The organism is Algoriphagus sp., from assembly GCF_024305035.1.
Taxonomy (GTDB): domain Bacteria; phylum Bacteroidota; class Bacteroidia; order Cytophagales; family Cyclobacteriaceae; genus Algoriphagus.
On sequence record NZ_JAMWZB010000010.1, the window covers coordinates 115,921 to 137,348 of the forward strand.

Here is a 21,428-nt window from a genome sequence, read left to right on the forward strand (position 1 = left end):
ATGGTGCCCTATCAGTTATACAAAGGCACTGTGACCGGTAATGGCCCTACCGACGATAAGAGAATTGATTTCTTTGGTGCCTTCATAGCTATAAACTGCCTCGGCATCAGCTACAAACCGGGCGATATCATGTTCGAGCAATATCCCATTTCCACCAAATAATTCCCTGGCCTGATCTACAATGGAGCGCATTCGTTGGGTGCAGAAAACTTTCGCAAGGGAGGCGTGTTCGTCGTTGAGTTCTCCCTGATCCTGCATTTGCGAAAGCCGAAAAACCATCGTCTGCATGGCGGTTAAATCTCCCAGCATGGTCACCAGAAGGTCCTGTACTAGCTGAAAAGAGGCGATTTGTCTCCCAAATTGTTTTCGCTCATTGGTGTAGGCCAAAGCTAATTCATAGGCTCCACGGGCGCAGCCAACCGCCTGCCAGGCTACTCCGGCCCGAGTCATCCGCAAGACTTTAGCGGTGTCTTTGAATGAATGGGCTTCCTGCAATCGATCTGCTTCAGGTATTTCACAGTGGGTCAAAGTAATCAAGGCGTTTTGCACGGTTCGAAGGGCCATTTTATCCTCCATCTTTTCAGCTTTAAAACCGGAGTTTTCTTTGCGCACAATAAACCCTTTGACCTGCTGATCATCCAGATCCCTCGCCCAAATAATGGTCATATCGGAGAATGTGGCGTTTCCGATCCATTTCTTTTGTCCATTTAAAATCCAGCCCTCCCCTGTTCGCTTGCAGGTGGTGGTCAATCCACCGGCGACTCCCGAGCCCACCTCTGGCTCGGTTAGTCCAAAGGCTCCGATTTTCTCCAGTTTCTGCATTTGAGGAAGCCATTCCTTTTTCTGCTCTTCGGAGCCACAGAGATAAATGGAACCCATGGCCAAACCGCTCTGGACCCCAAAAAAGGTAGAAATGGAGGTGTCAATCCGTGCCATTTCCATTGCAATAAACCCTTCCAACAAAAAGGAATGTCCAGGACAGCCGTAGCCTTTATAGGTCAAGCCAGCAATGTCCAGTTCGGCCATTCTCGGGATGATTTGCATGGGGAACTCGGCACGATTCCAATAGTGATTGGCAATGGGTTTGATCTCCCTCTCCATAAATTCACGAACACGCAATTGGATTTCCCGCTCATGGGAGGGAAGGGTTTTTCCCAACTCGTAAAAATCTCCGTTGACCGCCGGAATTACTTTGGGTTTGCTTCCTCCCTTAAGCATGCCCATCATTTTAGACAAATCCTCCTCACTCATTTGGGAGACTAAGCCAACCATTTTGGATAGATCGACTTTTTGGGAAAGCTTAGAGATCTGGTCAAGATCAATGGTTTTCAAAAGTTGGCGGAGGCCGACAAGATTTTTAAAAAGGGTTTTCATTCGGATTCAGGATTTTGTGTGGTATAATTGAGCCAATGCAAGATCGATACCGTTTATTGGCTCCGTTTTATTCGAAACTTTCCCGTTTGGTGTTCGGGGCTAAAATCGAAAAAGCAACGACTTGTTTTCAATCCAAGATACCAAACAAATCGCTAATTATCATCGGTGGAGGAGATGGTCAGCATTTTGTGCCTATTCAACAGGAACTGTCGGGGGAATATTGGGAACTTTCGGCCAGTATGCTCCAACAAGCCCAACGAAATTTATCCCAAAGTGAGCTGTCCTTTCACTTGGGTGGTTTTGGCCGCTCATCCAATTCCAAAAAATATCCCTTGGTTTTTTTGCCTTTCGTTTTGGACACCCTGACCGACTCTGAAATCCTAGAACTTTTAGAGCAAGTCAAATACCGGTTAAGCCCTGAAGGAGAAGTGATGATTTCGGATTTTTATCCCACCAAAAACCGAATGCAGCTTTTCATTCAGTGGATTATGATTGCTTTTTTCAGGCTTTTTGCCCATCATTCTCGCGTTGATTTACCAGATATTGAAAAGTTGATGAGCGATGCTGGCTTTGAACTTTTACAGGAAATGAGCTGGGAGAAGGGCTGGATTAAATCACAGGTGTTTGGCAAAAAACCTTAGTCTTTTACTGCCTTAGGATCAAACCTGACGAAAATGGCAAGCCAAATTGAACGACTCAATCGATAGGTAAAGGGTAAACCTAAAATGACTACCAAGACTAAAATCCCCAATAATAATCCTAAAGTATAATCGGGATAAAGAACAGTCAAAGCTACCCAAGCGGCAATAAAAAGGGCCGTATTGATGGCATAGCTGACAAACATCGCCCCAAAATAAAACCCGGGTTCCGGCTCATAGGATTGATTGCATGTGGGACAATGTTTATACATTTGAAACAAGCTGGCTGGTTTGAGCAAGGAGCCTTTTTTGAAAAGTGGACCGGATTGACACTTGGGGCATTGGAAACCGAAAATGCTTTTAAGGATAGCTCCTTTAGGTGAATGACTCATTTTGAGAATTTTTTGAAGTTTGGATTAGAGGACGATTCGTCGAATACTTTCCTGAATCAGCTGATCAAAATAGTAACCATTTCCCGGGCCGTACCAGTTCATTTCCCGCACTTCATGGTAGTTTTCATCGTATAACTCGTCGGGAGTAATATAGCCCATGTATCCTCCATTGAAGGTAGTGATGATCAGGTGTAGGCCTTTTTCTTTTGCTAGGTTTTCCCACTTTTCATAAAAAACTCCCGAAATTTCCCCACTCGACGTAATCATGAGTACATTTCCGATCAGGGTCAGCTGAATATGGGGCTTGGTTTCCCCGAGTAACTGATTAAACAGCCATGGGCGAATTCGTATCTCATCGGAAATTCTCAAATGTGGCTCCCGCAATCGGAGGGGGAGGGTGGCAGTTTTGATTCGTGGATTTTTGACTGTGGCAAAGCGGGTCATTTTTAGGCTGACCAGGGAGTCCAGGGAATGCGCATAAGCCTGAATAGCGTTAGGCGTATTACCGACCGGTAAGGGACGATGGGATCCGACTGTACCGGAAGCAAATAGGCTAAAGTCAAATTCTCGCTCTTCCATTTTCTCCATCAGGTAAAAGGGATAATCGCCTGAAAGCCCCATGAATTTCGAACTCAAGCAGGTAGCATGGGCCGAAAAGGTTAGCAGGCAGGCTTTTTCTCCTGAATTTTTGGTAAAAACAAGCTGTCGGACAAAAGGATCTGTCGGACCATCCTTTACAAATCGATTGGCTACTAATAGACCAGCGTCTGATTTTTTGAAATTGATCATGACCGTATCCATGCTGGAACGTGCTTGCTTGATAGCGAGTAGACTTCGCTCGCTGATCAGATCGACGATTTTTGGGTCAAAACCTCCGAATGCCAAAGATCCTAACAAGCCGGGCATGTATCCTCCCATTCCCGAATGCGTATGGGTTGCCGTAAAGTGGATTTGAGAAAAGTCAGGAAATTCAGTTAGGATTTTTTCACGGACCGACTGAGCTAAGGAAGGGTGTACAATCAGTAATTCATAATTGAGCCAGGCGAGTTTTTGCTTTCCATTGCTCAGTACGATGGTTTTGACATAACTGCTATCCTGGATAAATTCGTAGGGGCCACGAGGTGCATAACCGACCAAATCCACAGGCTCGCTGGGGGTCACGTTGGCTTTTCCCCAGCCGGCGAGCCAGTTTTCCCCTTTGCTGCTTTCAAAGGGAAGCCGGGCTAAGTTATCCATGGTTTGCCGGTAAAAATCTTGCTCGGCAATAGGACTTCGATCGACCTGGGTTAGCGTAATAAGGGCCACCAAGACCAAAAACAGAAAGATCCCAAGCAGGATCTTTCCAAAAGTTAAAAATACAGCTTTCCAATTCATGGATTAATACTCAAAGGTGCCGTAGGAACTCTGAATAGTCACCTTTTTACCCTCGGCTGCTTCTACTCGGCCGATAATTTGTGCTTCTACGCCATGGGATTCGGCAATGTCGATGATTTCTTCGGCGTAGCGCTCGTCGAGGTAAACCTCCATTCGATGTCCCATATTGAAGACTTTGTACATTTCTTTCCAATCCGTACCGCTTTCCTCTTGGATGATGCGGAATAGAGGAGGCGTTTCAAAAAGGTTGTCCTTTATCACATGAACCTGATCCACAAAATGTAAGACTTTGGTTTGGGCTCCTCCCGAGCAGTGCACCAATCCATGAATATGGGGGCGAAGGTAATTTAACACGTCAACCATAATCGGAGCATAGGTTCGGGTGGGAGAAAGCACCAATTTGCCCATGTCCAAGGGGGTTCCCGGAGCAGGGTCTGTCAAGTGGTATTTTCCTGAGTAAACCAGATCCTGGGGAACAGCTGGATCAAAGGACTCGGGGAATTTGCTTTTTAAAATCGAATTGAATACATCATGTCGTGCGGAGGTTAGGCCATTGGACCCCATTCCACCATTGTACTCGGATTCATAGTTGGCTTTGCCAAAGGAGGCTAAGCCTACAATCACGTCACCGGCTTGAATTTTATCATTGGAGATGACTTCTGCTCTGGGCATTCGGCAGGTCACGGTACTATCCACGATTACGGTCCGAACTAAATCTCCCACATCGGCGGTTTCTCCTCCGGTCAAAACAGCGTGGACTCCGTGGTCCCGAAGCATTTGAAGTACTTCTTCGGTGCCCTGAATGATGGCCGATATCACCTCACCTGGAATTAGATTTTTATTTCTGCCAATGGTAGAGGAGACCAAAATATTATTGATGGCTCCCACGCAAAGTAGATCATCCATGTTCATGATGATGGCGTCTTGAGCAATTCCTTTCCAGACGCTGAGATCTCCGGTCTCTTTCCAATAGAGGTAGGCGAGAGCTGATTTGGTTCCGGCTCCATCGGCATGCATGATATTGCAAAAATCCGGGTCATTGCCCAAGGTGTCTTCAACTATTTTACAGAAAGCTTTGGGGAATAGACCTTTATCGAGGTTGGCGATGGCCTGATGCACATCTTCTTTGGAGGCGGAGACACCGCGCTGCATGTAGCGCTCGTTCATGGGATTTTGGGATTGGTTACCTGCTGACAAAGTTAAGTATTCCCATTCATTGAAGAAGGAAATATGAAGGAAATATAACTCGGCTAACTCGCTGAGCTAGTCCTTACCTCATACTTAGGCTTAACCTTATGATTCTATTCGCCTTTTTTTGCATTCAATCAAACATCTCCTCGATCAACTGGGTGTAAAAATCTTTCACCTCCATTCCAATGGCCCTTACTTGCTGGGAGATCAAACTGGTTTCGGTTTGACCGGGTACCGTATTGATTTCGATGAAGAAAAATTTTCCGCTTTCTTTTTCTAAAAAATAGTCCACCCGAACAGCTCCTTTGCAGTTTAGCTTTTCATAGATTTTTTCCACAATTCGGGCGACTCGTTCAACTTCCTCCTTGTTCATCCGGCCCGGGGTGATTTCTTCGGTGACCCCGGCGGTGTATTTGGCCTCAAAATCAAAGTATTCCTTGCTGCTCACAATTTCGGTGGCAGGCAGGACCTTGATTTCTCCTTTCCCCCGAAATACCCCAATTGAAAACTCTCTGCCGGATACAAATTCTTCGACAAGGACCTGTTTGTCTTCGGCAAATGCCTTATCCAAGGCTTCGGGTAATTCTTCCCAAGTTTTGACTTTGCTCATTCCAATGGAGCTGCCGCCATTGTTGGGCTTGATGAAAAGTGGTAAACTCAATTCCTTTTGTATTCGGTCCAGAGTTGAGGGGCCGTTTCCAAAAAGCTGGAGAGATTTGGCAATGTGAAGTTCTGGAATGTCATCCACGATGGCTTTAGTGTAGCCTTTGTTCATGGTTATAGCCGAGGTCAACTGATCACAGGTAGTGTAGGGAATCCCGAGCATATCGAAATACCCGGCAAGTTTTCCGTCTTCTCCGGGGGAACCGTGAAGGATATTGAACACCCCATCAAAAGTAATTCTTTCGTCTCCGATGCTGATAGAAAAATCATTTAAGTCCACTGGTATTTTTTCGCCCGAGGCACTTTCGAAGTACCAATCTCCCGGATAAATCAGGATCTTATAGACATCGTATCGGTCTCGGTCGATGGTTTTTTCGACGATAGCAGCACTTTTTAGGGAGATGACAGATTCTCCGGTAAATCCACCGGTAACCAAGGCAATTTTTTTCTTCATGATGGGAAAAATTTCTCAAGCAAAATAGAAGAAAAACCTTGGATGCTGCAAATCTTATCCACTTTCAGCAGGATCGAAAATTCCTGAAAGAGTTAGTGTATGGGGCTCAGATACCATTTGTTCTGCAACTGGAAGTGGCTATTCACAACCGGTGTTTGTCTAGGATAGAACTAAAGGATTCCCATTGAAGAGCCTGTTGGCAAAAAAGCAGGAGTGATGACTTTCACCTGGGTTAAGGAAAGTTAAGAGATAATTAATCACGGATTTGTCAGGGAATGTCAACCCAGAAGCTTCCAGACTTTTTTTATATTCGCCCAACAAATTCGAAAAAACCCAAAAACAATTAGCTGATGATAAAAAGTTGGAAAATAGGCGGTCTGATGATGCTCATTCTGTCAATGAGTCTGGTTAGCCTGCAGGCCCAAGAGCTGAAAAAAGTAACGCTGGAGGATGTATTTAAGAAAAATTCCTTCAGCCAAAAATCGATCTATGGCATCAATTGGATGAAAGATGGACAATATTACAGTTCACTGGTCAATCGTGGAGGTTCACCTACGGTGGTGAAAATTAATCTAGCGACGGGGCAGGAAGAAGCCGTACTCCTGGATGGACGTAAACTTGGAGTGAACTTTACTTCTTATTCCTTCAATGCCGATGAATCCAAAGCCCTGATTGCTTCCGATGTGGAGTCGATCTACCGACGATCTAGCAAAGGAGTCTTTTATGTGGTCGATATGGCCTCAGGAGAAAAGCAGCAGCTGATGAACGGGGAGAAGATTTCCTACGCAACCCTTTCTCCGGATAATGACAAAGTGGCTTTTGTCAAAGAAAACAACCTATACTTGGTGGATTTGGCGAGCAATGTCTTGACTCAAATCACTAGAGACGGGGAGTGGAATAAAATTATTAATGGCTCGGCAGACTGGGTGTATGAAGAGGAATTCTCCATGGCTCAAGCTTTCAAATGGTCTCCGGACGGTAAAAAGATCGCTTTTATCCGATTTGATGAATCAGAAGTACCGGAGTTTAATATGCAGCTTTGGGGATCACTTTATCCCCAGGATTACCGATTTAAATACCCCAAGGCCGGAGAGAAAAATTCCCAGGTAAGTATTCACGTGTTTGATGTTTCCACTGAGGAAATACAAAAAATAGATACCGGATTGGAGTCCGATATTTACCTTCCGAGAATCTATTGGACCCAAGATGCCAATCAGCTGGCTTTTATCCGATTGAATCGCCTTCAAAACCAACTAGACCTCTTTCATGCCGATGCCAGCACAGGAGAGAGCAAGCTAATTCTTTCAGAAAAATCTGAGACCTATGTGGATCTGAATTACAATGATAACCTGCAGTACCTCAGCGATGGGAAGAGCTTTATTCGCACTTCCGAACAAGATGGATTCAAGCACATTTATCATCATGCGATGGATGGTAGCTTGATCCGGCAAATCACTACAGGCAACTGGGAAGTTTCTGAATTGGTTGGAGTAGATGAAAAGGCTAAGAAAGTGTATTTCGTATCTACGGAGAATTCTCCTTTGGAAAGGAATTTTTATGCGATAGATCTGAATGGTAAAAATAAAAAAGCCTTGACTCCAGCAACTGGAACCCACCGCATCAACATGAGCCCTGACTTCCGGTTTTTTATTGATTACTATTCGACCACCGAAAATCCGCAAGTGGTCACACTGAATGATAATGCCGGCAAAATGCTCAAAGTTTTGGAAGAAAATACCGAATTGAAAGAGCGTATGAAGGGCTTTGCTTTAGGGCAGAAAGAGTTTTTTACGTTTCCGACGGTGGATGGGACCGAACTCAATGGCTACCTCATCAAGCCGGCTGACTTTGATCCCAACAAAAAATATCCTGTGTTGATGTATGTCTATGGAGGCCCGGGTTCTCAAAATGTGTTGAATGCTTGGGGCGGTACGCGTGACTTTTGGCATCAGGCCTTGGTTGCTGAAGGGATTATCGTAGCCTGTGTGGATAATCGGGGTACTGGAGCACGAGGCCGGGATTTCAAGCACTCAACTTATGCAAATTTGGGAAAGATTGAAACCGTCGATCAGATCGAAGGTGCCAAGTATTTTGCCAAGCAATCCTTTGTCGATCCTGAGCGAATCGGGATCTGGGGATGGTCCTATGGTGGATATATGTCCTCGCTGGCGTTAATGATCGGAAATGAGGTGTTTAAAACTGCGATTGCTGTGGCACCTGTGACGACCTGGCGATATTACGATACGATTTATACGGAGCGCTACCTGCAGACTCCTCAACTCAATGCTGCCGGATACGATGACAATAGCCCAATTACTCATGTCAATAAACTGAAAGGCAATTACCTGCTGATCCACGGGACTGGAGATGATAACGTGCACTTTCAGAATACCGTGGACTTGGTCAATGCCTTGATTTCTGCCGATAAGCAGTTTGAGACCTTTTATTATCCCAATCGAAACCATGGGATTTACGGTGGAAATACCACCTGGCATTTATACACACAGATGACAGATTTCTTAAAAAGAAAGCTTTAAAAATTAAAGAACCGCAGGATGAGCATTCTGCGGTTTTTTTATCCCGGGAGAATAAGGGAAACTTGGAATATCGGGTGTAAAGGAACTAGGTAAGAATAAAACACTTCTTGAGTTTTAGTGATTTTTCATTTCTTGCCGGTTTAAGCTAGCTTAATTTGATCGAGGTAGAATTTCATACGACTGTGGTCTCGAGGTAAAAAGTCGATTTTGTCGATTTTATCTTCTTTGTGATTGTAAAAAACTTCCACGTATTCATTTTCCAAAAGATACAGATTGACCTTGTGCCGGTAATAGCGAATAGCCACCACAAAAGTACCCTCTAAATAAAGGGTTTTGATCTTTTGGTGTAAAGGCATGTTCTTGAATTCCTCTCGGCTCATGGAAATCTGTTTCTTCTTTGACTCCAAATTAGCCAAAATGGTTCGGATTTGGAATAAGCTTTTGCTAAAGAAACTCGAATGGGGCGGTTAAAAAGTTTTTAAATCAGATCGGTTCCTATCCCAAAGTCCATAAAAAAGCCCCTGAATGTGCAGGGGCTTTAGGGGTAGGGGATTTTCAACTTTTCTATCTGCTTAGTGCACTTCTTTTTGGAAGTCCTTAATTGCTTCGCTAAAGTCCAATACTTTCGCATTTTTCAAGGCTCCTGCGACAATGCTCGAACCTGCTGCAGAGCGATACCCACCGGCGCAATGAACCACAACCGGTTTTTGGGTTGGGATTTCACCAGTGCGCTCACGGAGTTCATGCAAAGGAATGTTGATGCTTTGCTCAAAAATAGCTGAGTTTTTATGCTCATCCTTGCTTCGGATATCTACAATGGTAAAGGCATCCGGATTGGATTTGAAGGCCTCTACATCGAAGTTATTCTCTGTTTCTGTCATGCCCTCCGGATTGACCACGGCACCTCTGATGAGCTGTTCGTATCCGATTTTGGCTGCTTTGAAGATTAGGATTTCCAGTTCGGCAACTGTGTCGGCAACTAAGAAAAATTTCTCTTCGGGACTCACAATGGAGCCTAACCAAGTCTCAAACTTTCCGCCGTTCATGATATTGATCGCACCGGGAAGGTGGCCTTTTCTGAATTTGTCCTGCTCTCTACTATCAATAACCAACGCCCCTTCAGGAAGATTGGAGCCTTCTGGCCAAATGCTCACCTGAGAAATTGAACGCTGGTAAGCCGGAGCTCCTTTTTTATTCATGTCTACATCATATCCAAAATATTTTGGAATGTAGGGTTGGCCTTCAAGTAGTGAATTAACAAAGGTCACTTCATCCACATTTCCAAATGCCCAGTTGCTTGCACGCTGTTCCCCAATGGTGGATTGACGGGCATCGCTCAGGTTTTTGCCACAAAGCGAACCCGCGCCATGGGCGGGATAAACGATGACCTCATCGGCCAAAGGCTTCAGTTTATCCTGAACGGTATGGTACATCATTTTGGCAAGTTCCTCTCGTTGTGCTTTCAGGTTACCAGCCTTTTCACGAAGGTCTGGACGACCTACATCCCCGATAAAGAGGGTATCACCCGAAAACAGCGCATAATCTTTCCTATTTTCGTCTTTGAGTAGAATACTGATCGAATCAGGAGAGTGACCGGGAGTATGTAAAGCATGGAAAGAAACTTTACCCATTTCAAAGGAATCACCTTCATCAAATCCGGTATGTGGATATTCGGCACCTACCAGTTTGGAGACATAAATGATGGCTCCTTCATTTTGGTGGAATTCCAAATGGGAGCTTACAAAATCTGCATGTGGGTGGGTTTCGATTACCGCGACAATTTTTGCCTCTGCGGCCGCGGCATAGTCATAGTAGGGCTGTGGGTTTCGCCCTGGATCTACCAACGCCATTTTCCCTTCGCTCAGTATGGCATAGCTTGCATGAGCTAATCCTTCGTCATAAAATTGTTGAATATTCATGTTTCTCGTGTTTTCTAATTTGATGAAACAAAGGTAAGGCTTGATAAAAGTCCGTTTCAGTGATACTTATCACTTTTGCCCATTTAATCCTTATGTTCTCTGCAGGTTTAGGTTCTTCAAAGATTAAATTTAAAAAATCAGTTGGATTTCATGACTTAGCGCAGTAAAATTGATTCTATGGCAGAGCGAACTAGAAAACAGGAGTATTGGCGAGGAAATACCTTAAGGCTTTTTGGCTTGCTTATTTTACTTACATATTTTGCCTCCTGCAAATCCAGCAAAATCCCCAAAGATGATCCGGTTTTTCAAGTAATAGCCACTGCAAAATCCTTCACGGGGACGCCTTATAAGTTTGGAGGAACCACCCGGGCCGGAATCGATTGCTCCGCCTTGGTGTTTCATTCTTATTATGCGGTTGGAGTGACGATGCCGCGGATATCTGCAGACCAGGCTCGAATGGGTAAAAAAGTAAATCCCAGAGACCTGAGACCTGGAGATGTCTTATTTTTTGCCACCAGCCGAAGAAGAAATCGCGTGACCCACGCCGGGATTGTTACCGCGGTAGATCGGGGGGATATTCGCTTTATCCATGCCTCAACCTCTCTGGGAGTAACGGAAGATTTTCTGAGTAATCGCTATTGGAATAAAGCCTTTCTTTTTGGGAGGCGAATTTTGGAATAAAAAAGAGCACCGAAGTGCTCCTTTCCATTAAAATAGACCCGAATATTCTTAAAAACTGGTGCTGCCATTAGGCTGTAAGAGGTAGCGAAAGGTGTAATACCCGCTGGGCGTGGTTCTAGGGTCGATTTCCTCCACGGGGGGATTTCCCTGATAATAGCTAAGAATCTCAATTTTGGAATAATTGCCTTCTGTGGTTTGCACCAATAAAACTCTTCCCGGAATCGGTGTTACCGTGAAAGTTGAGGAGTTGTAATTGTACCACCCATTTCCACTACCGGTAGGAATGGCGAAACTGGTTTCGGTATCCGTTGCGAAGGTGGCATTGGCGGGTACTTCAGTGATTTCTTCAAATATCCCACTCACCACGGCAGCTTGTACATTTTTTTCGCTGTTTACGCGAATAGTTGTTCCCTTGAAGGCTAGGTCCCAATCTTCGTTTTCAGCAACTAAGCTGTTTTGTTCCAGGCTGAAAAACTGAAAAGGTCGCTCCTCGATAATTTCTCCGGTAGTTCGGTCGATGTTATCATTTGGTGCAGCCAGATCCTCCACTAGAGTAGCCGCTAACGGGACAACTGGGTCGGGATTGGAATTGCTTTGGCAAGCAAATAGAAGGAAAGCAAATGCGGTGGATAAGAAGAGGTTGTGAATTGTTTTCATTGTTTAGTTTATTAAATTAAGAATAGGTAATTTGATTCCAAGAAAAAGCACTCTGCCCGGATTGTTGGGCTCTGCTGGAGTAGCTGTATTCAGTAAATTAGTGCCTCCCGCTTCCAGGAAGATTCCATTTTTGAGTGTTTTTGAAGTAGTAAAATTCAGGCTGATCCATCCGTCTGCATATTCACTTTCATCGTCAAGGATCAGGTTGCCATTGCGATCTGCAAACCCAAATTTTCCACGATAGATGGCTCGAAGTGACCAATCCGTTCCGGTGAATTGTTCCCGGTAGTTGAGCTTGACATTTCCGCTGTGTCGACTTCGATTGAAAAGCCCTCCATAATCTGCTCGGGTCACTTTTCGGGTTTGATTTTGATCGTTTCGTTTGAAGACCTCTCCATTTTCTATCTGCTCCACCACTTCCTGATCACGGGTGTCCAGTAAGGCATATCCGGCACTTAGGCGGAGCTTTTCAGAAAGTTGAATTTGGGCATCCACTTCCAGTCCTTGAGTGATCACACTTCTCACGTTGAAATAAGAAAATGCATTTTGTCCGGTTACCAGCTGGGCGATGGGAGCCGTTTCGATTAGGTTATCGATGTTGTTGCGAAAAGCATTGACTTGAAGCGAGGCATGTTGATTCACTTTCCATCGAAATCCCGTATTGATTGCCCAGGAAGTTTCGGCTTTGAGTTCCCCGAGGTTTTTCGGATTGAGAAGAATTTGAGCGACTAGGCCTTGCTCTTGTAGTTGACTGATTCCTTCTTCAGCTAAGGTGGCTCCAAAGACGTAGTATCCAGAAGCGGCATTGTTGAAATTGAGTAAAAGCTGTCGAAAATCAGGAGCTTTAAAGCCTGCCCCCAGCGACCCTTGCCAACTCAAGTTTTCAGAAATCCGATACTGTCCCGAGATTTTCGGACTCAGCCGTTGGCCATATTGGCTATGAAAATCTGCTCTCAAACCACTGACTAAATTGATTTTTTGACCCGGATCCCATTGGTGTTGCACAAAGACGTACCCTGCATCAAAACGATTGTTGTCATCATAGCGCGTAGCCTCCACCGCCTCGGTCAACTGACCCATTCCCAAAGTCAGGAGTTGATTGGCAGAGATTTGATAATCAGTCTGAAGTTCGGATCGATGATAAAATTGGCTGAAATCTTGAAAGTCGAAGGACTTCCCACTGCTCTGGAAGCGGCTGTCTGACAAGGTGGAAAACCATGAGGTCATTGCCCGCAGGGTGAACAGCCAATTTTCATGGGGTTTGAATCGAAGAGTTGGATTCAAATTGAAATCCTGACGTTCATTTTCCAAAGTCAATACTTGGGGATCAGCACTGCTTCCGCTCTGAAGTAGTCCGTCTGAGTTTTCCAGGTAGCCTCTTCCAAAAAGGCTGAGTGAAAGTTTTGGGGAGATTTCTCCTGAGATCTTTACTTGTGTTGTGGTGGCTTGATAGGGATTTTGAGTTTGTCCCACTGTTTCGGGGCTCAGATCAAATCCATCGGTTTTGTAGTGGTCCAAGAACAGGTCAGTGGTCCAATTTTTATGTACCAGGCCGACTTCCAATCCAGGGTTCCAGGTATTAAATGATCGCTGCCTGAGTGAAAAGTCGATTTTGGATTTTTCTGAAGGGCTTTTAGTGATGATATTGACCACCCCAGCCATGGCTTCGCTCCCGTAAATAGCACTGGAGGGTCCTCGGAGAATTTCGATTCGATCGATGTTGGAAACGGAAATTCGGTCCAAATCAAAAGTACCAGCTGTCCGGCCAATTAAGGGTTCTCCATCCAGCAGGATCAAAATATAATCCGAATCCAATCCCTGCATTTGAAGTCCGGCTCCATGATCAGAACTGATCTGCAGGCCTGTTTGCTCCCGCAAGATCTCCGAAAGACGGATCCCGCCAGTTTCTTGAATCTTTTCGGAATTGAGCACAGTCACGGGTATAGGAAGCTCTTCCACACTTCGCTCCGTTCGTGTGGCAGAAACTACTACCTCACCTAATTGACTGGATTTCTCTTCTAAAATAATTTGCTGTGCATCAATCCATTCCTCCCAAGTCAATTGTTGGGTTTGATAGCCCAGGGCAAATATCAGGACGCGCTCACCGGATTGTAGGGATGGGGTTTTTCCTTCTTCATCGACGGGCTGGGCAGGCTGGTCGTCCACTTTGACTAGTGCAAATGGAATGGGATTTCCTTTTTCGTCGAGTATGATTTTTTCTGTTTTATTGACCCCAGACCAAACTGGAATGGGTGAAACCAAAAACAAAAGAAGTATTAATTTAATTAGATTAATTCTAAACATGGGTTTAAAATTTTAGCGGAGTCCTTTACGCTCCGCTAGTTTGAATTAAGTTAGGCTATCCAATAAAGCTTTCCATTCTGGTTTTTGAGGGATTCCCGGCTTTCGAAGACCAAAGAACTGCGCCACCATTTCTCCTCTTTTGTCGAATAACTCCAAAGCGGAGACCAAGCCTTCCCTGGTATTTTTGTGAACCACAAAAGCTCGATCGACCACCTGTTCATTCAGGTGCATGTTAAAGGCAGGATCCATGATATTGAGCCAATCTCCCATTTGACGGATGGTTCGTACCTTTCCTTGATGGATTTGGATATTTCCTTTATTACCTGCGAAGATCATGATGGGTAGATGGGTTTCTGAGGCTACTTCCAGGATTTTACGAGTGACCAATCGGTCCACTTCATACGCCCATCGGTCATCGATCCACTCGACTGCATTTAATCGATTGAGTTTGTATTTGCGAAGCATCCCGAAGAAATCGTGGGTATCTTGCATATTTTCCCAGTCCGAAGAAAATCCTTCAAAATCCAACTCCTCGCGACTGGTGTAGTCCGCTGGCTCAAAAGCTTCTGTTTCGAGCGCGGAGTTTTGATCAGGATGGCGATGCGATTCCACCAGTTGCTCTGAAAAGTCAAAATCGGAATCCTCTTGAAGAAATACTTTCATCACGGCTTCACCGGATTTGTCAAAATATTGAAGGCTGAATCTTGGTCCTTGTGGAGTTTCGGTGACAACAGCAAAACCGAATTTCCAGGATCGAAAAAACACGCGTTGTTCGATGGGACCGATGACTGTGGCGATTTGATTCGGGGTGGTGCCATGGAGTTCCATTTTTTGAAACGTTCCTTTATGCTCCAACACGCATCCTTCGTTGCGAGTAAGGGACATCACCCTTCCAAGTTTGGGGAATTGTAGAACTTGCGCTGCAAAGTCAGTGGAAAGACGAATGACGTTTTCACCTAGGCCAGTAGCCAGAAGTTCCGCTTCTGATACGCGGAGTTTTTTGGCCGCCTCACGAATTCGGAGTTTGGGTTCCTGGTTTTTAAGCTCCTCCCAAGATTGTTTAAGGAGGCTAGCTGATGCTAAAGTCGTATTCATATTAGGCTTGTTTAGTCGTTTGCAATGGAGAATAGGATTCTGGCAAGCTGCTGACCAGAATCTGATTGAGTTTAGGATGCTGGATGAGCTGAATGGGATAATCAAAGACCTCGCTGAGTAAGGATTCGGTATACACTTCCTTGACCGGGCCGATACCAGCGATGAGTCCGTCTTTAATCAAAGCCACCCGATCTGCATAATGCGCGGCAAGATTCAGATCATGAATTATTAGGAGTACCCCAATATTCTGGTTTTTAAGCTGCTTGAGAATTTTTAGGACAATGTGCTGCTGGGCAATGTCCAGACTGGAAGTGGGCTCATCAAGCAAGAGGTATCGGGGAAAGGGCTTTTTCTCCCAAATCTGAATCAGTACTCGGGCCAGTTGGATACGCTGCTTTTCTCCTCCTGAAAGCTGATGATAGGATTGATCCTTGAGGTGAAGCGTTTGCGTTAGCTGCATGACCTGGTCAAGCTGTTTGTCCCCGATTGTTTTTGTGTTTGCGGGCAATCCCAACTCCACAACTTCTTGAGCGGTAAAAGGAAAATTGACTGAGGAATGCTGGGGCATTACCGCTCTGATGGAGGCGAGTTGTTTGGTTTTAAGCTGTTTAACCGACGTACCGTTGTAATGTACGTTTCCACGCGTGCAGGAAGTCTCTCCGGTGAGTAGGTTGAAAAGAGTTGATTTCCCAGCGCCATTCGGGCCCAAAACAGCGAGAATCTCTCCGGGTTTTACTTCCAGACTGGCCTGCTTTACAATGGGACGCTGTCGTATGCAAAAGTGGATATCGCTTGCCTGTAACATTATTTTTTGGAGAGATTAAGTTTGAAAATGAGCCAAATAAAGAAGGGAGCACCGATCAAAGCGGTAACTACCCCGATGGGAAGTTCAGCGGGAGAAACTGTCGTTCTGGCAATTAAATCGGCAACATTGAGTAAGGTGGCTCCAAGGATAAAAGAGGCCGGCAGAACCAAACGGTGATTGGCTCCGAAGCCAATCCGAATCAAGTGTGGGACGATTAAGCCGATAAATCCAATCATTCCCGCAATCGAAACTCCAACACCCACAATTAGAGCTGAGAAAATCAACAAACGGAGTTTGACTTTTTGAACTTCAATTCCCATATGGAAGGCTTCACGCTCTCCAAGGGAAAGCGCATTGAGGTTTTTGTATTCGGTCAAAAGCAGAAGGGAAGGTAATCCGATCAACAGGAGGGCAAGTGGAAATTTACTCCAAGTAGCCGCTCCCAGATCACCTAAACTCCAAAATGTAAAGCTCCGCAGTGCAGTATCGTCAGCGAAAAATAAGGTCAAGCCAATCAATGCACCCGCTAAGGCATTGATGGCAACTCCGGCAAGGATTAAGGTGGCCGTATCGGTTTTACCTTGACTTCTAGAAAGTTGGTACACTGCCAGAACATGAATCAATCCGCCGGAAAAAGCAGCAAAGGGTAATCCCAGTTTTTCGAGTATTGGAAATCCACCGATCCAACCTGAGAGGAAAACAAGGAAAATGACGGCAAACAATGCACTGCCACTACTTACTCCAATTAGCCCAGGCTCTACCAAAGGATTACGAAACATACCCTGTAGGGCCGCACCGGCAATCCCCAATCCACCTCCAATAAGAATGGAGAGGAATATTCGGGGAAGGCGGATTTGCAATAAAACATTCTTAGCCGCTTCATTGATTGGTTGGCTGCCCAGTCCCACCTGGTCCAATAAAATGGCTCCTACTTGGGAAAGAGAAATCACATAGGCTCCTTTGGCCAGCGACAGCATTGCCACCACGAGCAATCCAACGCCCAAGCCCATCAGGACGAGCGTTTGAAGGTAATTTCTCGATAAAGTGGCTCCTGTAATCATTAGTTTTTATTTTCTCGGATTGATTTTGCCAATTGCAAAGCTGCCTGACCTACTCTGGGTCCAAATCCAGAGAGCAGAAGCCCATCCATCGCAATGATGTTGCCTTGCTGAAATGCCTTGGTTTCCCGCATTCCCGGGATAGTGCCTAATCCTTGTTTTCCCCCCAAGCTTTCCAAGCCCGATTCAAAGAGTACCAGGTGAGTTGGATTCATCGTAATCAAAGCCTCGGGAGTGAGCGGAACAAAGTCTTCAAAATCTGCGGCTACTGAATTCACTCCTGCCAATTCGAAGAGGTGGGAGGCAAAACTTCCTTTTCCGGCCAGAAAAAGTGACTCTGGGCCTCTTGCCATCACAAATGCGGTGGTACCTTCGGGTTGACTTGTTTTGCTTTTGAATTCCTCCAATGCCACTAAATCAGACTCGATCTGTGAAATGAGTTGATCCCCTTTTTCCTGTAAGTTGAACTGCTCGGCAAGTTGCTGGACCAGAGCCATAGTTTCATCAGGGGATTCGGGTTGCTTAAATTCATAATAGTTAATTGAAGTATTTTTGAGCTGGCCCACCACCTCAGGGTTGAGGTAGCCTTCCTCAGCTAAAACTAAAGATGGGTTCAATGATAGTATCCCTTCTGCCTTAATTTGATTTCGGTACCCAATGCTGGGTAATTGTTGAAGTTCCTTAGGAAAGGTGGAAGTCCGGTCAGTGGCGATGATTTGATCCTGTAGACCCAATGCAGCCACGATTTCACTAATAGTGCCCCCAGCAGTGATAATTCGCTGTTCTTGATTTTCCGCTTTTTTTTCCTGCGGGGAACTGCCACATGCAGCTGTTAAAATTAGGGCGAAAAGAAAACCGAGTCGTTTCATTTATTAAGATTGAATATAAATAATGATGCAAATCTATAGTTAATTAGATTCAATCCAAATAAAAATTAATCAAATTTTCTGATAGTGTTGATTAGGGAAGTTGATCTTTTCGACTTTGAAAGGGAAGAATGGGAGCTAGCGAAAAACAGGATGTATCGGGAAAAATTGGAAGGAAATTGGTTTGGCGCTTAGAAATTGATAGTCAGAAGGGGAATGAATAGAAATCGGGCTTTAATTTTCCAAATATCCTTTGGTATTAGGCTTTATTGATTAATTTTGCGGTCGAATTCAAAAAGCACATCCTTTTTACATTTCATACAATCAAATGGCAAATATTGGAAAGATAACCCAGGTAATCGGGCCCGTAGTGGACGTTGCCTTCGACGGCGGAAAACTACCCAACATCCTTGACGCGCTGGAAGTAACCAAAGAAAACGGCCAAGTAGTCGTGATGGAGGTTCAGCAGCACCTTGGGGAAGACCGCGTGAGAACAATTGCAATGGATTCATCCGAGGGGATGGTTCGCGGCATGGAAGTGAAAGATTTAGGCCAGCCTATTTCTGTTCCTACCGGTGAGGCGATCAAAGGACGTCTTTTCAATGTAGTAGGTGAAGCGATTGACGGTCTTCCGCAGGTTCCTGCCGGAAAGCGTCTCCCCATTCACCGTTCTGCTCCTAAATTTGAAGATCTTTCGACTTCGACCGAAGTGCTTTACACCGGTATTAAAGTAATCGATTTGATCGAGCCTTATGCAAAAGGGGGTAAAATTGGATTGTTCGGGGGTGCCGGGGTAGGTAAGACCGTTTTGATTCAGGAATTGATCAACAACATTGCAAAGGCTTATTCAGGTTTGTCTGTATTTGCCGGTGTAGGTGAGCGTACTCGTGAGGGAAATGACTTGCTACGTGAAATGATCGAATCCGGGATTGTGACTTATGGAGAAGATTTCATTCACAGTTTGGAAACTGAAGGAGGATGGGATCTTTCTAAAGTAGATTTGAAAAAATTAGAAGACTCCAAAGCAACCTTTGTGTTTGGTCAGATGAACGAGCCTCCTGGGGCGCGTGCTCGGGTGGCCTTGACCGGATTGACCTTGGCAGAATATTATCGTGATGGGGAAGGTGACGGTGCTGGTAAGGATATTCTATTCTTTATTGACAACATCTTCCGATTTACCCAAGCCGGTTCTGAAGTGTCCGCACTTCTTGGGCGTATGCCATCTGCGGTAGGTTACCAGCCTACTCTGGCGACTGAAATGGGTGCTATGCAAGAACGAATTACTTCGACTAAAAATGGGTCTATCACCTCAGTACAGGCGGTTTACGTGCCTGCTGATGACTTGACTGACCCGGCTCCGGCAACCACATTTGCCCACTTGGATGCGACTACGGTACTTTCTCGTAAAATCGCCGAATTGGGAATTTATCCAGCGGTGGATCCTTTGGATTCTACTTCTCGAATTCTTTCTCCGGACATTTTGGGTGATGAGCATTATGGCTGCGCGCAGCGTGTAAAAGAGATTCTTCAGCGCTACAAAGAGTTGCAGGATATCATTGCGATCCTGGGTATGGAAGAACTTTCTGAAGAGGATAAAATGGTCGTTCACCGGGCTAGACGGGTGCAGCGATTCCTTTCTCAGCCTTTCCACGTAGCCGAGCAATTTACCGGCTTGAAAGGGGTACTTGTGGATATCAAGGATACCATCAAAGGATTCAACATGATCATGGATGGAGAGCTTGATCACCTGCCTGAAGGTGCCTTTAACTTGGTGGGAAGCATCGAAGATGCAATTGCCAAGGGCGAGAAAATGTTGGCTGACGTCAAATAATCAGCGAAGCTTAAATCTTAAGGCTGCTTGATATGGATTAAGTAGCCGATTAAAATCAAATGAGCATGCAATTAGAAATCGTCACACCAGACAAGAAGGTATTTGAAGGCGAAGTTTCGGAGGCTAGTTTTCCCGGAGCGAATGGTGCCTTTCAGGTTCTTACCAATCACGCTCCTATTGTTTCGGCTTTGGCAAAGGGAACCGTTTCCTTTACCACTCCGGAAGGAAAGCAATCCATGATCGTGGATGGCGGAGTAGTGGAAGTGAAAAATAATGTTATCGTAGTTTTGGCAGAAAAGGTGGTCGGCTAAAGCTGATAAATAGAAAATAAAACAAAAGTCCAACTCGTTCGGGTTGGACTTTTTGTGTTTTTGAGGATCCCTTTTTCAAAGTAAAGACTTTGGAAAAGGTTAATATGGCTTAATCCTCTACCGGTCTAAGCACTGCGCGTTTGATGTATTTATCATCGTATTTCATCATGCTGCCTTCATAAAAATAAAAGGTGTCTTTGACTACGCCTGCAAGCATTCCAATGTCAAGGATGCTTTTCGGATTTTGGGTTTCATGCCATTTTTATTCTTTTTTATTGTAAATCATCATGTGGGTAAATCGTGTCTTTTCGATTCCGCCTTCTCCAATTTTCATCCAAGTCCCAATGTAAACTGATTTTTCATCTTCGTGTCTAGAATTAAAATAATGGTTGTCAGGAGTCTTAATACTTCCCTTTTCTCCGGCCATAATGCTATTGAAATTAATGATTCGATCGGCAGCTCTCAGTTGGTAATCAAAAATTCGACTTGGGGGAAGATCAATTTGTTCGATCTGTTCACCATTTTCTGAGTACCTGAACAGTTTTTTGTTATGAGGAAAAGAAAGCAGGATAGTTTGGTTATTGTCACTCCTTTTTAAGTAGTTAGTCGGACTCAACGAGCCTTCCATGGTTTTATATTCCTCTGGATATTCCATTATAGATTTTTGAACTTTTCCATTATTGTCAAAGAAATAAAGGAGATCACCCGAATTGCGATAAAAATCAGGTAGATAGGCGTCATGTTTTTGTCGTCTAGTTCTACCAGAAAGCCATTTTCAGTTTTTTTTAAACTCTACCCCAATTGTTCGGATGATTTTGTCCTCTGGAAGATTGAGTCTAATCTTCTCGATAAACTCTTGGCTGGCCACATTGAATTTCAGCACAGATTGGCTTCTTTTGTCTATAATGTGGACCATAGGGTATCCTGAGACATCAAAGGATGATGGCATGAAAGCACCTATGGGAAAATCTCCTGATGCGAGGTTTCCTACTTGTTCCCCATTTGTTCGGTTAATTCCTACAGCGGGAGTTCTATTTGAGGAGACGGCCAACAAACTATCCCCGATTAATTCTACCTTGGCGGGTACATTCATAAAAAAATCCTTTTCCTTGACTCGAGTGGAGTCAAGCATTTCAAGGTTTAGTAAAGTAGGAAGACCATTCCTTTTCGCAGAGGATTGACAAGACCAAAAAGCGAAAAAGAATGCTCCGAATAGACAGTACTGTTTCATTTTGGTCAGTCCTTTGGCTCAGTCGGCCTTGTTTGGAATTCTCCTTT

20 protein-coding genes are annotated in these 21,428 nt (G+C 44.7%); 5 read left to right on the forward strand and 15 right to left on the reverse strand.

The annotated features are described in order from the left end of the window. Positions 1–15: 15 nt before the first annotated feature. Positions 16–1,374 (reverse strand): acyl-CoA dehydrogenase family protein, encoded by a 1,359-nt coding sequence (locus Q0L00_RS07460; protein WP_297336246.1) that lies wholly within the window; start codon positions 1,372–1,374, stop codon positions 16–18. 35 nt (positions 1,375–1,409) lie between these two features. On the opposite strand from Q0L00_RS07460, the gene Q0L00_RS07465 reads away from it, so the two are divergent. Then, the gene (locus Q0L00_RS07465; RefSeq protein WP_297336247.1) at positions 1,410–2,015 is read left to right on the forward strand and encodes a methyltransferase domain-containing protein; all 606 of its coding nucleotides are present in this window, start codon (positions 1,410–1,412) and stop codon (positions 2,013–2,015) included. Here Q0L00_RS07465 and Q0L00_RS07470 read toward each other — a convergent pair. The 4 genes from Q0L00_RS07470 to Q0L00_RS07485 all read right to left on the reverse strand — a co-directional run bounded on the left by Q0L00_RS07470 (position 2,012) and on the right by Q0L00_RS07485 (position 6,086). Further along, on the reverse strand, positions 2,012–2,404 hold the full coding sequence (locus Q0L00_RS07470; protein ID WP_297336248.1) for a DUF983 domain-containing protein: 393 nt from the start codon (positions 2,402–2,404) through the stop codon (positions 2,012–2,014). The genes Q0L00_RS07465 and Q0L00_RS07470 overlap by 4 nt on opposite strands. Positions 2,405–2,428: 24 nt before the next feature. Then, positions 2,429–3,778 carry a neutral/alkaline non-lysosomal ceramidase N-terminal domain-containing protein gene (locus Q0L00_RS07475; protein WP_297336249.1) on the reverse strand — a complete coding sequence of 450 codons (1,350 nt, stop codon included), beginning with the start codon at positions 3,776–3,778 and terminating at the stop codon, positions 2,429–2,431. A 3-nt stretch (positions 3,779–3,781) separates the two neighbouring features. Then, positions 3,782–4,945: an AIR synthase related protein gene (locus Q0L00_RS07480; RefSeq protein WP_297336250.1), complete on the reverse strand. Its 1,164-nt coding sequence runs from the start codon at positions 4,943–4,945 to the stop codon at positions 3,782–3,784. Between the two features lie 154 nt (positions 4,946–5,099). After that, complete coding sequence (locus tag Q0L00_RS07485; protein WP_297336251.1) at positions 5,100–6,086, reverse strand: D-alanine--D-alanine ligase; 987 nt, start codon at positions 6,084–6,086, stop codon at positions 5,100–5,102. A gap of 350 nt (positions 6,087–6,436) precedes the next feature. Between Q0L00_RS07485 and Q0L00_RS07490 the strand changes: the two genes are divergently transcribed. Then, entirely contained in the window at positions 6,437–8,623 is a 2,187-nt protein-coding gene (locus Q0L00_RS07490) for a S9 family peptidase (RefSeq protein ID WP_297336252.1), read from the forward strand. A 140-nt stretch (positions 8,624–8,763) separates the two neighbouring features. Here the strand turns inward: Q0L00_RS07490 and Q0L00_RS07495 are convergent, their stop codons facing one another. Both Q0L00_RS07495 and Q0L00_RS07500 read right to left on the reverse strand, forming a co-directional pair. Beyond that, a complete protein-coding gene (locus Q0L00_RS07495) occupies positions 8,764–9,003 on the reverse strand; it encodes a hypothetical protein (RefSeq protein ID WP_297336253.1) in 240 nt (79 codons plus the stop codon). Between the two features lie 192 nt (positions 9,004–9,195). Then, positions 9,196–10,542 (reverse strand): rhodanese-like domain-containing protein, encoded by a 1,347-nt coding sequence (locus Q0L00_RS07500; protein WP_297336254.1) that lies wholly within the window; start codon positions 10,540–10,542, stop codon positions 9,196–9,198. Positions 10,543–10,719: 177 nt separating this feature from the next. Between Q0L00_RS07500 and Q0L00_RS07505 the strand changes: the two genes are divergently transcribed. Beyond that, positions 10,720–11,223, forward strand: a complete 504-nt coding sequence (locus Q0L00_RS07505; protein WP_297336255.1) for a C40 family peptidase — start codon at positions 10,720–10,722, stop codon at positions 11,221–11,223. 48 nt (positions 11,224–11,271) lie between these two features. On the opposite strand, the gene Q0L00_RS07510 is transcribed toward Q0L00_RS07505, so the two are convergent. Genes Q0L00_RS07510 through Q0L00_RS07535 form a run of 6 tightly spaced genes read right to left on the reverse strand, consistent with a single transcriptional unit; the run spans position 11,272 to position 18,011 of the window. Continuing rightward, a complete protein-coding gene (locus Q0L00_RS07510; RefSeq protein WP_297336256.1) occupies positions 11,272–11,880 on the reverse strand; it encodes an HmuY family protein in 609 nt (202 codons plus the stop codon). Between the two features lie 3 nt (positions 11,881–11,883). Beyond that, the gene (locus Q0L00_RS07515; RefSeq protein ID WP_297336257.1) at positions 11,884–14,184 is read right to left on the reverse strand and encodes a TonB-dependent receptor; all 2,301 of its coding nucleotides are present in this window, start codon (positions 14,182–14,184) and stop codon (positions 11,884–11,886) included. 45 nt (positions 14,185–14,229) lie between these two features. Next, complete coding sequence (locus Q0L00_RS07520; protein ID WP_297336258.1) at positions 14,230–15,279, reverse strand: ChuX/HutX family heme-like substrate-binding protein; 1,050 nt, start codon at positions 15,277–15,279, stop codon at positions 14,230–14,232. 1 nt (position 15,280) lies between these two features. Then, entirely contained in the window at positions 15,281–16,084 is an 804-nt protein-coding gene (locus Q0L00_RS07525) for a heme ABC transporter ATP-binding protein (RefSeq protein ID WP_297336259.1), read from the reverse strand. Then, on the reverse strand, positions 16,084–17,145 hold the full coding sequence (locus tag Q0L00_RS07530) for an iron chelate uptake ABC transporter family permease subunit (RefSeq protein ID WP_297336260.1): 1,062 nt from the start codon (positions 17,143–17,145) through the stop codon (positions 16,084–16,086). Before Q0L00_RS07530 ends, Q0L00_RS07525 begins: the two co-directional genes overlap by 1 nt. Continuing rightward, positions 17,145–18,011, reverse strand: coding sequence for an ABC transporter substrate-binding protein (locus tag Q0L00_RS07535; RefSeq protein ID WP_297336261.1), 867 nt, complete (start codon positions 18,009–18,011; stop codon positions 17,145–17,147). Before Q0L00_RS07535 ends, Q0L00_RS07530 begins: the two co-directional genes overlap by 1 nt. 325 nt (positions 18,012–18,336) lie before the next feature. Between Q0L00_RS07535 and atpD the strand changes: the two genes are divergently transcribed. Then, the gene (gene atpD, locus Q0L00_RS07540; protein WP_297336262.1) at positions 18,337–19,839 is read left to right on the forward strand and encodes a F0F1 ATP synthase subunit beta; all 1,503 of its coding nucleotides are present in this window, start codon (positions 18,337–18,339) and stop codon (positions 19,837–19,839) included. Positions 19,840–19,904: 65 nt separating this feature from the next. Next, the gene (atpC, locus tag Q0L00_RS07545; protein ID WP_297336275.1) at positions 19,905–20,150 is read left to right on the forward strand and encodes an ATP synthase F1 subunit epsilon; all 246 of its coding nucleotides are present in this window, start codon (positions 19,905–19,907) and stop codon (positions 20,148–20,150) included. Positions 20,151–20,412: 262 nt separating this feature from the next. Here the strand turns inward: atpC and Q0L00_RS07550 are convergent, their stop codons facing one another. Both Q0L00_RS07550 and Q0L00_RS07555 read right to left on the reverse strand, forming a co-directional pair. Then, positions 20,413–20,805 (reverse strand): hypothetical protein, encoded by a 393-nt coding sequence (locus tag Q0L00_RS07550; RefSeq protein WP_297336263.1) that lies wholly within the window; start codon positions 20,803–20,805, stop codon positions 20,413–20,415. A 120-nt stretch (positions 20,806–20,925) separates the two neighbouring features. After that, the gene (locus Q0L00_RS07555; RefSeq protein WP_297336264.1) at positions 20,926–21,282 is read right to left on the reverse strand and encodes a hypothetical protein; all 357 of its coding nucleotides are present in this window, start codon (positions 21,280–21,282) and stop codon (positions 20,926–20,928) included. Positions 21,283–21,428 lie beyond the last annotated feature (146 nt).

What these genes read in the sequence shown, in the direction of transcription:
- Q0L00_RS07460 (WP_297336246.1), bottom strand. Translation starts at nt 1,374, where the DNA reads ATGAAAACCCTTTTTAAAAATCTTGTCGGCCTCCGCCAACTTTTGAAA.
- Q0L00_RS07465 (WP_297336247.1), top strand. Translation starts at nt 1,410, where the DNA reads ATGCAAGATCGATACCGTTTATTGGCTCCGTTTTATTCGAAACTTTCC.
- Q0L00_RS07470 (WP_297336248.1), bottom strand. Translation starts at nt 2,404, where the DNA reads ATGAGTCATTCACCTAAAGGAGCTATCCTTAAAAGCATTTTCGGTTTC.
- Q0L00_RS07475 (WP_297336249.1), bottom strand. Translation starts at nt 3,778, where the DNA reads ATGAATTGGAAAGCTGTATTTTTAACTTTTGGAAAGATCCTGCTTGGG.
- Q0L00_RS07480 (WP_297336250.1), bottom strand. Translation starts at nt 4,945, where the DNA reads ATGAACGAGCGCTACATGCAGCGCGGTGTCTCCGCCTCCAAAGAAGAT.
- Q0L00_RS07485 (WP_297336251.1), bottom strand. Translation starts at nt 6,086, where the DNA reads ATGAAGAAAAAAATTGCCTTGGTTACCGGTGGATTTACCGGAGAATCT.
- Q0L00_RS07490 (WP_297336252.1), top strand. Translation starts at nt 6,437, where the DNA reads ATGATAAAAAGTTGGAAAATAGGCGGTCTGATGATGCTCATTCTGTCA.
- Q0L00_RS07495 (WP_297336253.1), bottom strand. Translation starts at nt 9,003, where the DNA reads ATGAGCCGAGAGGAATTCAAGAACATGCCTTTACACCAAAAGATCAAA.
- Q0L00_RS07500 (WP_297336254.1), bottom strand. Translation starts at nt 10,542, where the DNA reads ATGAATATTCAACAATTTTATGACGAAGGATTAGCTCATGCAAGCTAT.
- Q0L00_RS07505 (WP_297336255.1), top strand. Translation starts at nt 10,720, where the DNA reads ATGGCAGAGCGAACTAGAAAACAGGAGTATTGGCGAGGAAATACCTTA.
- Q0L00_RS07510 (WP_297336256.1), bottom strand. Translation starts at nt 11,880, where the DNA reads ATGAAAACAATTCACAACCTCTTCTTATCCACCGCATTTGCTTTCCTT.
- Q0L00_RS07515 (WP_297336257.1), bottom strand. Translation starts at nt 14,184, where the DNA reads ATGTTTAGAATTAATCTAATTAAATTAATACTTCTTTTGTTTTTGGTT.
- Q0L00_RS07520 (WP_297336258.1), bottom strand. Translation starts at nt 15,279, where the DNA reads ATGAATACGACTTTAGCATCAGCTAGCCTCCTTAAACAATCTTGGGAG.
- Q0L00_RS07525 (WP_297336259.1), bottom strand. Translation starts at nt 16,084, where the DNA reads ATGTTACAGGCAAGCGATATCCACTTTTGCATACGACAGCGTCCCATT.
- Q0L00_RS07530 (WP_297336260.1), bottom strand. Translation starts at nt 17,145, where the DNA reads ATGATTACAGGAGCCACTTTATCGAGAAATTACCTTCAAACGCTCGTC.
- Q0L00_RS07535 (WP_297336261.1), bottom strand. Translation starts at nt 18,011, where the DNA reads ATGAAACGACTCGGTTTTCTTTTCGCCCTAATTTTAACAGCTGCATGT.
- atpD (WP_297336262.1), top strand. Translation starts at nt 18,337, where the DNA reads ATGGCAAATATTGGAAAGATAACCCAGGTAATCGGGCCCGTAGTGGAC.
- atpC (WP_297336275.1), top strand. Translation starts at nt 19,905, where the DNA reads ATGCAATTAGAAATCGTCACACCAGACAAGAAGGTATTTGAAGGCGAA.
- Q0L00_RS07550 (WP_297336263.1), bottom strand. Translation starts at nt 20,805, where the DNA reads ATGGAATATCCAGAGGAATATAAAACCATGGAAGGCTCGTTGAGTCCG.
- Q0L00_RS07555 (WP_297336264.1), bottom strand. Translation starts at nt 21,282, where the DNA reads ATGCTTGACTCCACTCGAGTCAAGGAAAAGGATTTTTTTATGAATGTA.